Source organism: Paenibacillus darwinianus (genome assembly GCF_000598065.1).
Lineage (GTDB): Bacteria > Bacillota > Bacilli > Paenibacillales > Paenibacillaceae > Paenibacillus_I > Paenibacillus_I darwinianus.
Genome location: NZ_KK082215.1, coordinates 33,598 through 46,544, shown reverse-complemented (window position 1 = coordinate 46,544; position 12,947 = coordinate 33,598). Strand labels below are relative to the sequence as shown.

Sequence of the window (12,947 nt, the reverse complement as noted above, 5' to 3'; positions counted from 1 at the left end):
AAGTCACGACCGTATAACCTGATAACCCGGAGGACGGATCATGAAAGTTTCCTTATTTATCACTTGTCTGAACGACGCCGTATATCCCCGCGTCGGCGAAGCCATGGTGCGGCTGCTCGCAAGGCACGGCGTGCGGCTCGATTTTCCGAAGGTGCAAACATGCTGCGGCCAGCCGGCGTTCAACAGCGGCTATTGGGACGAGGCGCGCGCTGCCGCGGCGACCATACTGGAGGCATTCGACGACAGCGATTTTGTCATCGCTCCTTCGGGCTCCTGCGCGTATATGATTCATCATTATTCGCAGCTGTTCCGGCACGATCCCGGTTTGCTCGCCAAAGCGGAGGAGCTGCAGCGCAAAACGTATGAGTTCACGCAGTTTTTCGTTCAGGTGCTTGGCGTCACGGACCTCGGGGCCTTTTTTCCGCATAGGGTGACCTATCATCCGTCGTGTCACGGCAGCCGCCTGCTCGGCGTCAAGGAGGAGCCGATGGCACTGCTGAACGGGGTAAAAGGCTTGGAACTCGTTCCTTTGCCGTTTGCGGAGGATTGCTGCGGCTTCGGCGGGACGTTTGCGGTGAAAATGGCCGACATTTCCGGGGCGATGGTCATGGAAAAGACCGATCATGTGAAGGAAACGGCAGCCGAGGTGCTTGTCGGGCTCGATATGGCGTGTCTGATGAACATTGCGGGCAATTTACGGCACCGGAACGAACCTGTGCGGGTCATGCATTTGGCCGAGCTGCTGTACGAAGGCGTGACGGGGGTGATGAAGCGATGAGCGGAACGACTCAACCGGTCGGTTCGACGGCGGCGGGCACAACGGTGAAGGAACGGGCGGAGCTCGCGCTGAACGATGAATTTTTGCGGAAAGCGGTCAAGTTTACGACCGAGCGGCTGCGCGGCGGTAAACTCAAAGCGTCCGAGGAGCACGGCAATTGGGACGATTGGCGCGAGCGGGGACGGCAAATCCGGCTGCATACGATCGCCCATCTCGACTATTATTTGAACCTGTTCGCGGATAATGCGAGGGCGAACGGCGTGCATGTGCATTTTGCCCATACGGCTGCGGAGGCGGTCAAGCTTTCCTTGGCTATTGCGGAACGTAATGATGCGAAATCGGTCGTTAAATCCAAATCGATGGTCACAGAGGAGCTTCACTTGAATCATGCGCTGGAATCGATCGGCGTAGAAGCGGTGGAAACCGACCTGGGCGAGTATATCATCCAGCTTGCCGGGGAAACGCCGTCTCATATCATCATCCCGGCCATTCATAAAAACCGGTACCAGATCGCGGCGCTGCTGTCGGCCGAGGCCGGCGAGACGCTCGCTCCGGACACGACGGTGCTCGCGGGCTTCGTCCGCAAAAAGCTGCGGGAAAAGTTTCTCGAAGCGGACATCGGCATGACCGGCTGCAACTTCGCGATCGCCGAAACTGGGTCGATGGTGCTGTTTGAAAATGAAGGCAACGCCCGTATGGTGACGACGGTGCCGAAAACGCAAATTACGCTGATGGGTATGGAGCGGATCATTCCGTCCTGGTCTGATCTGGAGGTGATGGCGACGCTGCTGCCGCGATCGGCGACGGGGCAGAAGCTGACGGTGTATATGTCAGGCATTACGGGACCGCGGCGCGCGGCTGACGCCGACGGCCCGGAGGAAATGCACATCATTATCGTGGACAACGGGCGCTCCAATCAGCTCGGCGATCCGGAATTCCAGGAGCTCCTCAATTGCATACGCTGCGGCGCCTGCCTGAACGCCTGCCCAGTGTACCGGCATATCGGCGGTCACGCTTATGGCGGCACGTACAGCGGCCCGATCGGCGCCGTATTGACGCCGGCCCTGCAAAAAAACGTAGCGGAATGGGACGACATCGCGAACGCCTCCAGCCTGTGCGGCGCTTGCTACGAGGCCTGCCCGGTTAAAATTCCGCTGCACGACATGCTTGTCTATTTGCGGCGGCGCAAGGTGGAGGCCGGCCATGGCAGCAAGCTGGAATCGCTCGGCATGAAGGGTTTTGCAACCGTGATGGGCAGTGCGGGCCGTTTCGGAGGCGTGTTGAAGCTGGGCAAGCTCGGGCAAAAGCTTGTTGTACGCGGCGGCGTCATCCGCACGAAGCTGGGACCGCTGAAGGGCTGGAACACGTACCGTGTTGCGCCAAGCCTGCCGAAGCAGTCGTTCCGCGACACATGGGCGACGCTGGAGGAAGAAATCCGCGTTGGGCTAAGGGAGACGGCTCCCGATGTGAAACAGCGGCTGGAAGCGGTCATTCGCGAGCGAAAGCAGAAAGAAGGAGGCAGTCTACATGGCTGAGACTGGAATGGGATCGCATCGGGATTGGCTGGCGCAGCTGGAGTCGGAGTCGCGCGCGAAACAACAGGCGTTTATGGACGGCATCGCGACTAAGCTGGGCCGCCCGCGCGTGACGTCCGCACCCGCTCATCCTTTCCGCGGCGCACCGGATTTCTGGAACGGCTTCGAATGGCCGCTGGAGGAGCGGATCGAACGATTTACCGACAATTTCAAATCGGTCGGCGGACATGTCGAACGGCTGGCTGACATGGAGGCGGTCAAGCGGTTCATTGCCGCGAAAGCGGTTGAGCTGAAGGCGCGGTATGCGGTCAGGCAGAATCAGCCGGAGTTGGCGGCGATCGGCCTTGAAGAGGCGATGCCGGAGGTCCGCTTTGCCGTCTGGAACACCGATCGGGAGGAACATTGGATGGCGCGTGCCGCAGAGGCGGATATCGGGGTCATGCTGGTTGACCATGCGGCCGCTTATACGGGCTCGCTCGCCGTGCTGTCCTCGAAGGATACAGGCCGTTCCGTCAGCCTGCTGCCGACCGTACTGATCGCGGTCGTGCCGATTGAGCGGCTGCATACGCGGCTTGGTGAAATATTGGTACCGTTCGACGAAGCCGGCCGGGAAGCGCTGCCCGCAGGCATCCATTTCATATCCGGACCGAGCCGGTCGGCTGATATCGAGAACGATCTTACGATCGGGGTGCACGGGCCGGGTATCGTCTATGCTTTACTGGTTGGCTGATCCTGGCCGATCCGGCAAGTTATTGGACTTCGGAAAACCCGCTTTGACGGGTTTTTCTTTTTGCTTTCGTCGGACGACGCGGTGTAAACTATGACCAATGTTATCGATTGGAGGAATTATTATGGCACGCAACCGAAAGTTGATTACGGATGCAGATTTCCAGGAGGCGATTGATCGACAGAGCGCGATCCGCGTCTTTCAGGACGATCATATTGTCGGCACGGGAGGTGTCGTCGTGCGTTTCGACGATACTTTGGTTGTTATACAGAAAGGAGTTAGCGAAGTCGCTTACCACCAACGCAGAGAATGCGAGTTTTTTGAGATGGCGAAACGATAATTTATCTGATAAATACTTAATATGATTAATTGATGGGCGGAACGGGCTGGGGCACAAAAAATGACTACTGAATGAGGGATAACGAAAGGGATAACGCCCGTACGAACAAACCAACTAACGAAGGGTCGGATCGCGGTGGGAATGCCTTCGGAACAGGACGAACGTACGGCGGACGCCAGGCAACGGGAACGGGTGCCGCTCAAGCGGATACTGGCGTTTTTTGTGCCGCTCGGCTTGTCCGCCAGCCTGGTATCATTATCTCACGTCATCATAAACGGCACACTCGCCCGAACCGGCGAGCCGGAGGCGGTGATCGCCGCTTATGCAATAGCCATGAGCATATTTACGATTACGGAGCGGCCTGCGGTATTCCTGCGGCAAACGTGCTCCGCACTGGCTGCGGACCGCACCGCGTTTCGGGCGGTCGGCAAGGTGACTGCGGTTATTCTCTTCTTTACCATGACGCTCGGGCTGGTTATTTCCTACACGCCGGCAGGCCGGCTGCTGTTTACGACGGTGTTCAATGCCGATGAAACGATGCTGGGACGAGTGCTTGACAGCTACCGTATCCTGATTTTCGTCACGATTTTTTCCGCAGTGCGCTGCTTGTATCACGGCATCATCATCCGCAATATGCATACGAAATGGCTGACGATCGGCATGCTTGTGCGGCTCTGCGTCATGTATTTTATTTCGCTTTGGTTCGTACACGGGCCATACGGCATAGACGGGCGGTCGGGCGCGATTATTTTTCTGGCCGGGATGCTTGTCGAAGCGGTCGTCAGTTTCCTCGAGGGGAGAAGAATTTTGAGGGGGATGCCCGAAAAGCAGCCGCAATCAAACATCCGGAAGGCTGCCGATGTGCTTCCGTTCTATCGGCCGCTCGTCGTTACGTCATTCATTTCGGTCATTATCGGGCCTGCGATCAATGCGATGCTGGGCAAGACGACGGAAATCGAGCTGGCAATCGCCTCCTATGCCGTCGCATTGAGCATCACGAACATCGTTGTGAGCTTTTACACCTACGTGCATCAGATTGTGCTCAATTTTTACAGGGAGGATTCTCGCGCAGTGCGCAAATTCGCGCTGATGTTCAATCTGCTGCCTGCGGCGGCCATTGCCGGAATTGCCTATTCGCCGATCGGACCGGCGCTTGTCGGCGGCATAACCGGCGGCGAAGGCCCGCTGCTGAATGAGAGTCTGCGCGTGCTGCGCGTTTTTGTGCTGTTTGCTTTGCTTTTTCCGTGGGTCGACTACGGGAACGGTCTTGTGATGCTTCACAAGCGAACGAGGTATATGGCCTTCTCCCAGTTGGGGAACGTCGGCATGACGGTGCTTGCGCTTGTCGTTGCGGTTACGATGGCTCCGTCCTGGAACGGACATATCGGTGCGCTGGCGCAGTCTTTCGGCCTGATCGGGGAACTGCTGGTCCTCGTTCTGCTGCTGCGTAGATTTGAAAAGGGGTCGCCGCCGATCGCGACAGGGATCAATCTGTAAGGAGAACAAGGGATGTCCGACGACCGGTATCTATAGACAGAGGAGATGGAAACAGACTTGAGCCTTGCACACCATTCGCATCAGCGTAAAGCCTGACGATGTTAGTTCATGTCACTTTAGTTCACTTTATCATTTTTTTAAAGAGAGCAATAAACAATACGAATCAGTATATTTGGATCCTTTCATTGACTTGCCTCTTCTTGTGTTATAGTATTTAACATGTAGAGGTAGTTATCGTATAAAACGTGTGAAGTTATCTACCCTTTCCCAAACGGAATCGCTAAAGGAGTGAATGAAATGAAATGGTTTTTTACCATCGCTGCATTTCTGACGGTATCCAAGGTGTCTGCCGCCCATGATTGCGTGACTTATATCAACGACTCATTTGAAGGAAACGCAGGCTATTGGAAGCCGTCTCTCCGGTAACGATTCGCATCGAGATCATTTGAGCTTGAAGGATCAGGGGGGCCTGGAGCGGCTCCCCTTTTTCATGCAAATACCGATAGGAACACGGTTGAGGAGTGGAACAAATGAGAAAAAAGCTGGTTCTGATCGGTAACGGCATGGCGGGCGTCAACTGCATCGATCAGCTGCTGCGCCTGGCGCCGGATCGATATGACATTACGATTTTCGGCAGCGAGCCCCATCCGAATTACAACCGGATCTTGTTGTCATCCGTTCTTGCCGGCAATGTGCAGATGGAAGACATCGCGCTTCATTCCTGGGAGTGGTACACCGAGCATGGCATCACGCTGCATGCGGGACATACGGTGACGGCTATCGATACGCAGCATAAGGTCGTCGAAACCGACAGCGGACTGCGGGCCGGGTACGATGAGCTGATCATCGCCACCGGCTCGCGTCCCTTCATGCTGCCGCTTCCGGGTGCCGATAAGGACGGGGTTATCGCCTTTCGGGACATGAAGGATTGTCTGACCATGATGGAGGCTGCCCGCACACACAGGAAAGCGGTCGTCATCGGCGGGGGCTTGCTCGGGCTTGAGGCGGCGAGGGGCCTGTTGAACCTGAATATGGAAGTGACCGTCGTTCATATTCATAAGCACCTGATGGACAGGCAACTGGATATTCCCGCGGCTGTCATGTTGCAAAGAGAGCTTCGACAACAAGGCATGAGGTTTCTGTTCGAGAAGAACACGGAGAGAATTATGGGTAAAAAAAGGGTCTCCGGCATCCGATTCACGGACGGGACGCAGGCAGCGGCCGATCTTGTTGTGATGGCGGTCGGCATCATGCCTAATATCGCGCTTGCCGACAGAAGCGGTATTGAAGTTAACCGGGGCATTCTCGTTAACGATTATATGGAAACCTGCAAGCCCGGTGTATACGCGGTGGGCGAATGCGCTGAGCACCGCGGTATCGTTTACGGGCTCGTCGCCCCGCTGTACGAGCAGGGCGCCGTGTTGGCCAAACGGCTGGCCGGTCTGGAAACGGAAGGATACCAGGGCTCGGTCGTGTCTACGAAGTTGAAGGTTTCCGGCGTTGAAGTGTTCTCGGCGGGCCAATTTCTGGATGGGGACGATACGCGCGCGGTCCGCGTGCAGGACGAGTTTGGCGGCGTCTACAAGAAAGTCGTCATCCGGGAAGGGCGGATCACCGGCGCCGTTCTGTTCGGCGATACGACCGACGGCACGCGGCTGTTCTCGATGATTCGCAGCGGCGAAAATGTAGCCGGCAGGGAAAGGGAAATCCTGCTCGGCGAGAGCGCAGCGACGGGCGCGGACAAAGCGGCGGCGCTGGCGGATCATGAAATGATATGCAGCTGCAACGGGGTAACGAAGGGAACGATCATACGGTCGATTCATGAGAAAGGCCTGCGGACGGTGGAGGATATTAAAGCCTGCACCAAAGCATCCGGTTCCTGCGGCGGGTGCAAACCAATGGTCGGATTCCTGCTGGAGTATGCACAGCGGCAGGGTGCCGGCAAACCGGCAGCGAAAGAAACGATATGCGCCTGTACGATGTTCGATCATGAAGAGGCGATTCAAGCCATCCGCGCGGGACGCTTCCGACATGCTTCCGAAGCGAGAGCCGCCTTGGGCTGGGATTCCGAGGAAGGCTGCGCGGTCTGTGCGCCTGCTCTTCACTACTATGTGAACGTTCACGGTGGTCCTGCCGACGGACGGGCGCCGGCTGTTCCTCGACCGGACCGTTCGTCAGGCGGCACCTATTCGCTTGTGCCTCGCATGCCTGGCGGCGTGACGCACGCCGAACAGCTCAGGCGGATCGCGGATGTCGTCGAAAAATACGAAATTCCGCTGGTGAAGCTGATGAACGGTGCGGAACTCAAGCTGTTCGGCATTCCCGCCGCGGTGATTTCAACAGTACGGAACGAGTTCGGGATGACGGCGGATGCGGCCCTGGACGGCGCCACGGTTCGTACGGTCGTTACCTGCGCCGGGTTGCGCTATGACAAGGATGCCATGCAGGATTCCATTTCTGTGGGTATCGCCCTGGAAGCCAAGCTGGCCGGGCTGCAAATGCCGCGGGAGATCACGGTCGGCGTCTCGGCCAGCCCGCACCATCGCGCCGGCTCGCTCACGAAGGATATCGGAATTGCCGGTGCGCCGGGCGGCTGGGAGTTGTACGCCGGCGGCGGAGAGCGGCAGCCGCAAGCGGGGCGGCTGGTGTGCACGGCGGCGACCGATGAGGAGCTGCTCGCTTATGTGATGGCATTCGTCCAGCAATACAGGGAAACGGCGCGCTTCGCGGAGCGCATCCCGCAGTGGATCGAACGGCTTGGACTTCTGACGATTAGGGAAACGTTATTCGATACGTGGACAGCCTCCTTATTGGTGGGGCGTTTGGAAACGGCGGCCGCAAGGTTAAGACAGCCAGCAGATCAGCAGCCAGAAGCTGCGGGAACCAGGTGAGCGCGATGCGATTACAGGAGGACAACGCCATAAACGAAACATGCGCCGCACAGGCGCTTGAGCAGGAGCGGGTTATGGATACCCAATGCCCGTTCTGCAGCGTGCAGTGCAAGAAGCTCGTCGTGGAGCAGACGGGAGACGGCTGGGCCACCTATACGGCGGTCCCTAAGCCCAATGCGGCATCCGAAGGCCGACTCTGCACAAAAGGCATGCACGCCCACCAGCATGCTCTCGCCAGCGACAGAATCCTGCATCCGATGGCCAAGGTGGACGGTGAATTCGTTCGCATCAGCTGGGAGGAAGCGCACCGGCTGGTTGCCTCGAAGCTCACGGCGATCCAGCGAACGTATGGGGACGATGCCATCGGCGTATACGGCGGAGGATCGCTGACGAATGAATCCGCTTATTTGCTCGGCAAATTCGCCAGGGTGGCGCTGCGCAGCCGTTACATCGATTATAATGGACGGTTCTGCATGTCGGCGGCCGCATCGGCCGGGAACAAGGCATTCGGCATGGACAGGGGCTTGACCAATCCGCTGTCAGACATTGCGCATGCCCGCTGCATCATTCTGGCCGGCACGAACATTGCCGAGTGCCAACCGACGCTTATGCCTTACTTCACGCAAGCCAAGGAGGACGGCGCGTTCATCATCGCGATTGATCCGAGGCGAACGGGAACGACCGAGCTGGCGAACCTGCATTTGAACGTTAAGCCCGGTATGGATGCCGCTTTGGCAAGCGGCATGCTGAAGGTGATCGTGGAGCAGGGCTATACGGATCATGCCTTTATCGAAGCGCGCACGAAAGGATTCAATGAGCTGAAGGAGCATCTGGCGGCTATGGATCTGGAGCAGATCGCCGAGATTACGGGTGTGCCGGCTGGCTTGATCCGGCAGGCAGCCGAGGCTTTCGGCAAGGCATCCACCGGTATGGTGTTCACCGCGCGCGGGGTGGAGCAGCAGACGGACGGTTATTTGGCCGTGCGCAATTTTCTCAATCTGGCTCTCGTTACAGGGAAAATGGGCCGGGAGGGCAGCGGCTACGGCGCCATCACCGGTCAAGGGAATGGACAAGGGGGCAGGGAACATGGGCAGAAGGCCGATCAATTGCCGGGTTACCGTTCGATCGACAACGAGGCTGACCGCGCCTATATAGCCGGGGTATGGGGAATCGACGCGGGCGACCTGCCGGGCAAAGGGGTATCGGCGTATGAGATGATGGAGAAGATCCACGCCGAGGAAATCCGAGCGCTGTTCGTCATGGGCTCCAATCCGGTCGTGTCCAATCCGAATGCCGATTTTGTGGAAGAGGGGCTGCGCAAGCTTGAGTTCCTGGTCGTGTCCGATATGTTCCTGTCCGAAACGGCGCGGATGGCGGATTTGATCCTGCCGACGACCTCCTATTTGGAGAATGAGGGGACTTTGACCAATCTGGAGGGCCGGGTTCTGCTGCGCGAGGCGAACCGGCCTGCCCCCGGAGAAGCGAAGCATGACTGGCAGATCCTTGGGGAGGTGGCGGCACGGCTGGGAAAAGCGGCATACTTCCCGTACAAGAGCGCGGAACAGATTTTCGAGGAGCTGCGGATCGCAAGCCGCGGCGGCATCGCAGATTATTACGGGATCACCTACGAGCGGCTGCGTCGGGAGGAGGGCGTTTACTGGCCCTGCCCGGACCCGGTCCGCCCCGGAGAGAAACGTTTATTCGAGCGATCTTTCGCCCATCCGGACGGCAAGGCGGAGCTGATCGCGGTACCGCACCATTTTCCCGATGAACAGGTGAGCGAGGCTTATCCGCTGCAGTTGACGACCGGCCGCGTCTTGACCCACTACTTGACCGGTGTCCAAACGAGACGCAGCCATTCGTTAGCCGCGCGACAGTTCGAATCGTATCTGGAGATCCACCCCGCGACCGCAAAAAAGCACCGGATCGAGGATGCCGTCTTGATCCGGCTGGAATCGAGACGGGGAAGCATCGTCGTGCGAAGCAAGCTGACCGCCGACATCCGGGAGGATACGGTGTTCGTGCCGATGCATTGGGGCGGCATCCAGAATGTAAACAAAGTAACCAACGAAGCGCTCGATCCGACGTGCAAAATGCCCGGCTTCAAGGTATGCGCCGTGCAGGTCAGGCCGCTTATCGAGTCGGATTAACGTTGGCTTGCGCAAACAAAAATGCGGCGTCCCGATGGGACGGCCGCATTTTGCGTATCAGCGTTCACGTTTCAACTCCTTCAGATGAGATGGACATTGCGTACAGCATGGAAAACAGCAGGGAGGTGGCCGAAATGAAGGCACCGGCAACTGGTAATGGTCCGTCAAACAAGGGTTATGGTACAATGTGTTATAACAACACGGGTGATCGACTTATGGAGAACGGATTGATCCGGCGGCTTGCCGAAACATTGGTTCGTCGTTAGGATGTCACACGGTGCTCCTGTATGGGCTTCTACATTTTGTCACAAGGCGCCATCAGAAAAAAATACATACACGTCGTGCCCGTTTCGCTTACCGCATCGATCTGCGACACTTTTCTGATTCTGGCCGCAGTATTGGGCGTTTCGGCGCTGGTTACGACCCTGGAATGGTTAAAGCTCATCTTGATTGTCGGGGGCGGCATTTTTCTCTTCTATATGGGCATTCAGTCCTGGCGGGCGTCTACGCAGCCGTCGAACGACGTTCTGGCGAACCATACGATCGGCAAAACCGTCGCGTTCACCGTCATGATTTCCGTCCTGAACCCGCATGCTATTCTGGATACGGTCGGCGTGATCGGCACGAGCTCCATACAATACACCGGATGGGACAAGATCGCCTTCACCGCGTCCAGTGTGACGGTATCCTGGATCTGGTTTTTCGGATTGGCGCTGGCAGGCAGGTTGCTGGGACTGAGAGAAAGTCGGGCAAATTGATGAGTATGATGAACCGGATTTCCGCAATCGTCATATGGCTGGCGGCGGTCTATTTGTTGAAAAGCTTGCTCGTCTGACGATCCCGCTGCAAGGGCATCGCGGTCTTGCCAAGCCGTTAAATAATCGTAAGGAAAATCGAAATAGAGCAGGTCATGACGGAATTATACCGGGTGGTCTGGAAGCATCTGAACGGCTGACCGGTACGACATGGAGCGCGGCCCGTTGGACAAGCGCAGCAATTTGGTTTACTGTGATTAGCGACAGCACAATTATGGCTGAGAAACGCGCCTCGGAAGGACTGGGATTGCTATGAGATTCAGACCGTGTATCGATATTCATCAAGGCAAGGTGAAGCAAATCGTCGGAGAAACGCTCAACGCTTCCGGACAAGGGGTCGTGGAAAATTTCGTGTCGGAGCACGACCCGGCTTATTTCGCGAATCTGTTCCAGCAGGACGGGTTGACCGGAGGGCATGTGATCATGCTTGGCGCGGGCAATGAAGCGGCGGCCGAGCAGGCGCTCCGCGCCTATCCCGGCGGGCTGCAGATCGGCGGCGGGATTCGCGCCGACAACGCGGAGAAATTTCTTGAGATGGGGGCCTCGCACGTCATCGTCACGTCGTACGTTTTTCAGGATGGTCGATTGCAGACTGAGAACCTGAACCGCATCGTGGAAGCGGTAGGCAGGGAAAGGCTCGTCATCGATCTGAGCTGCAAAAAACGCGACGGCAAGTGGTACGTCGTCACGAATCAATGGACCACATTCAGCGATTTCGAACTGCATGCGGAAAATATTCATAACCTGGAAGCATATTGCGACGAATTTCTCGTTCATGCCGTGGATGTGGAGGGCAAGCGAACCGGCGTACTGGAGGAGCTGGCCGAACGGCTCGCGGATTGGACGACGATTCCCACAACGTATGCCGGCGGCGCGCGCTCGCTTGAGGATCTCGAGGTGTTCCGGCGGCTGACGGACGGCAGGCTCGACATTACGGTCGGCAGCGCGCTGGATATTTTCGGTGGGGTTCTTCCTTATCGTGGCGTCGTTGCTTTCTGCGAAAAGGACGAGTCTTAAACGCCCTACAGGCATGGCATTTCTCTATTCATGGCGAGGGGGAAATAAGGATGAAGATCGAAAAGGGACAAAAGCTGCTGTTCATCGGCGATTCGATCACCGACTGCGAACGGGCTAGACCGATCGGGGAAGGGCTTTTCGGTGCAAACGGCAAAGGTTATGTCGCACTCGTCGACGCGCTGCTGCAATCGGTATATCCGGAACTCGGAATCCGCGTCGTCAATATGGGCATCAGCGGCAACACGGTGCGCGATCTGAAGGCGCGCTGGCAATCCGATGTCGTCGATCAGAAGCCGGACTGGCTGTCGGTCATGATTGGAATTAACGATGTATGGCGGCAATTCGATACGCCGTTCATCCCTGACGGGCATGTTTACATCGATGAATATGAAGCGACGATGCGCGAGCTCATCTTCGCGACGAAGCCGACGGTAAAGGGGCTCGTGCTGATGACGCCCTTTTATATCGAGAGCAATCCCGACGATGCCATGCGTCGCGCGATGGATGAGTATGGCACGGTTGTAAGACGGATAGCTGGGGAGCATGGGCTGCTCTTTGTCGATACGCAGAAGGCATTCAATCAGGTGTTGAAGGAGCTGTACTCGGCAACCCTGGCGTGGGATCGCGTGCATCCGACGCAGACTGGTCATATGGTGCTTGCGCGCGCTTTCCTCAAGGCCGTCGGCTTCGATTGGAGCAGGCCGTAACCCTAAGCGGTCGGATCATTAGCGGCGGCGAAAAGGGAATCTGTCCGGTCGCCTTATGTTTTGAGCGGAGCAGGGTCCGTCATGCTCTCAGTAACGATCGATTCCGTTGACGGACCGGGTTTCAACGACGTTCAGCACGAAAGCGCCCAATTCCTGAAAGCTCATGGCGTATAATTTGTCTTTGAACGAAGGCGATGTCGGCGCATTGCCCGTTACTTCCGCAACGACCTCCAGGACGGCCTCCACGCGCGCTTCATATTGGTCTTTAGTAACAATCCTCATTGCTGTTATTCTCCTGTTCGATAGGGATAATGAGCGATTCCGACAATAAACGGCATCGTATGTAATAAAGGACGACCTTTCGATTCTAGCACGAGGAGCCGCCAACGGAATACGATTCTTATAATATTGTCATTTTGTTAAAATTTTCTCATCAAATGGCGTTTGTGCAAAAACAAGCCGATGCCGGTTACGATCGGCATCGGCTTGT

At 57.1% G+C, this 12,947-nt stretch carries 13 protein-coding genes; 12 read left to right on the top strand and 1 reads right to left on the bottom strand.

All coding sequences use genetic code 11. The features are described 5' to 3' along the window. Positions 1 to 40 precede the first annotated feature (40 nt). From BG52_RS14260 to BG52_RS14215, 12 genes are all read left to right on the top strand, one after another. Positions 41 to 778 (top strand): (Fe-S)-binding protein, encoded by a 738-nt coding sequence (locus tag BG52_RS14260; protein ID WP_036586305.1) that lies wholly within the window; start codon positions 41 to 43, stop codon positions 776 to 778. Further along, positions 775 to 2,313 carry a LutB/LldF family L-lactate oxidation iron-sulfur protein gene (locus BG52_RS14255; RefSeq protein WP_051587989.1) on the top strand — a complete coding sequence of 513 codons (1,539 nt, stop codon included), beginning with the start codon at positions 775 to 777 and terminating at the stop codon, positions 2,311 to 2,313. The genes BG52_RS14260 and BG52_RS14255 overlap by 4 nt, the downstream gene beginning before the upstream one ends. Then, positions 2,306 to 3,043 carry a LutC/YkgG family protein gene (locus BG52_RS14250; protein ID WP_036586303.1) on the top strand — a complete coding sequence of 246 codons (738 nt, stop codon included), beginning with the start codon at positions 2,306 to 2,308 and terminating at the stop codon, positions 3,041 to 3,043. Before BG52_RS14255 ends, BG52_RS14250 begins: the two co-directional genes overlap by 8 nt. Before the next feature lie 121 nt (positions 3,044 to 3,164). Beyond that, positions 3,165 to 3,380: a hypothetical protein gene (locus BG52_RS14245; protein WP_036586302.1), complete on the top strand. Its 216-nt coding sequence runs from the start codon at positions 3,165 to 3,167 to the stop codon at positions 3,378 to 3,380. A gap of 141 nt (positions 3,381 to 3,521) precedes the next feature. After that, complete coding sequence (locus BG52_RS14240; RefSeq protein ID WP_051588004.1) at positions 3,522 to 4,877, top strand: multi antimicrobial extrusion protein MatE; 1,356 nt, start codon at positions 3,522 to 3,524, stop codon at positions 4,875 to 4,877. A 297-nt stretch (positions 4,878 to 5,174) separates the two neighbouring features. Further along, complete coding sequence (locus BG52_RS16650) at positions 5,175 to 5,303, top strand: hypothetical protein (protein WP_263280400.1); 129 nt, start codon at positions 5,175 to 5,177, stop codon at positions 5,301 to 5,303. 104 nt (positions 5,304 to 5,407) lie between these two features. After that, a complete protein-coding gene (nirB, locus tag BG52_RS14235; protein ID WP_036586300.1) occupies positions 5,408 to 7,768 on the top strand; it encodes a nitrite reductase large subunit NirB in 2,361 nt (786 codons plus the stop codon). A 74-nt stretch (positions 7,769 to 7,842) separates the two neighbouring features. Next, positions 7,843 to 9,918 carry an assimilatory nitrate reductase catalytic subunit NasC gene (gene nasC, locus BG52_RS14230; RefSeq protein ID WP_036586359.1) on the top strand — a complete coding sequence of 692 codons (2,076 nt, stop codon included), beginning with the start codon at positions 7,843 to 7,845 and terminating at the stop codon, positions 9,916 to 9,918. 287 nt (positions 9,919 to 10,205) lie between these two features. Next, entirely contained in the window at positions 10,206 to 10,676 is a 471-nt protein-coding gene (locus BG52_RS14225) for a LysE/ArgO family amino acid transporter (protein WP_051587986.1), read from the top strand. Between the two features lie 34 nt (positions 10,677 to 10,710). Further along, a complete protein-coding gene (locus tag BG52_RS16600) occupies positions 10,711 to 10,989 on the top strand; it encodes a hypothetical protein (protein WP_144340838.1) in 279 nt (92 codons plus the stop codon). Beyond that, a complete protein-coding gene (gene hisA, locus BG52_RS14220) occupies positions 10,986 to 11,750 on the top strand; it encodes a phosphoribosylformimino-5-aminoimidazole carboxamide ribotide isomerase (RefSeq protein ID WP_036586298.1) in 765 nt (254 codons plus the stop codon). The genes BG52_RS16600 and hisA overlap by 4 nt, the downstream gene beginning before the upstream one ends. 50 nt (positions 11,751 to 11,800) lie before the next feature. Further along, positions 11,801 to 12,457 (top strand): SGNH/GDSL hydrolase family protein, encoded by a 657-nt coding sequence (locus tag BG52_RS14215; protein WP_036586296.1) that lies wholly within the window; start codon positions 11,801 to 11,803, stop codon positions 12,455 to 12,457. Between the two features lie 87 nt (positions 12,458 to 12,544). Here the strand turns inward: BG52_RS14215 and BG52_RS14210 are convergent, their stop codons facing one another. Continuing rightward, a complete protein-coding gene (locus BG52_RS14210) occupies positions 12,545 to 12,739 on the bottom strand; it encodes a hypothetical protein (protein ID WP_036586294.1) in 195 nt (64 codons plus the stop codon). Positions 12,740 to 12,947 lie beyond the last annotated feature (208 nt).